Annotated in this window: 1 protein-coding gene; it reads right to left on the bottom strand. The window is 59.2% G+C overall.

Features of this window, described 5'->3' with window-relative positions:
- Positions 1-431 (bottom strand): P-type conjugative transfer protein TrbJ (gene trbJ / locus AACY45_RS28815; RefSeq protein WP_339548882.1); only part of this gene is annotated, 431 nt, incomplete at both ends.

Raw genomic sequence — 431 nt, forward strand, 5'->3', positions numbered from 1 at the left:
TCGATGCGAAGCTCGCACCGTTTGGCAGATTAGTCTTGAACTGGGCGTAGCTCTGAAAGCGCTGCTTGAGCACGTCGTCGATATTGCCCATCGAGAAGGCCATGCCCTGGCCCTGATTGACAATGTTCTGTAGCTGCTTGAGATCGTTCTCGGCCTGCCCCCAGACATGCGACGGCAGCTGCGCGGTGTTCTGCAGCATGTTCTGGTAAATCCTCAACTGATTTTGAATCTGCTGGGCGAGCTGGGCGATCTGTTGAATCTGGTTGTTGATCTGCGTCGTCGACTGGCCGACGAGGCTGATCAGTTCGCCGTTGTTGAGGATCTGCGTGAACTCGGTCGCGCCCCCGGCCGCGGCGCCGGCGAAGGCCGGACCGGCCGAGGAGGATCCGATCATGATCGCGACGAAGAGCGCCTTACGAATCGGCGAGAAG

The organism is Pseudomonas sp. RA_35y_Pfl2_P32 (assembly GCF_963970735.1).
GTDB lineage: Bacteria > Pseudomonadota > Gammaproteobacteria > Pseudomonadales > Pseudomonadaceae > Aquipseudomonas.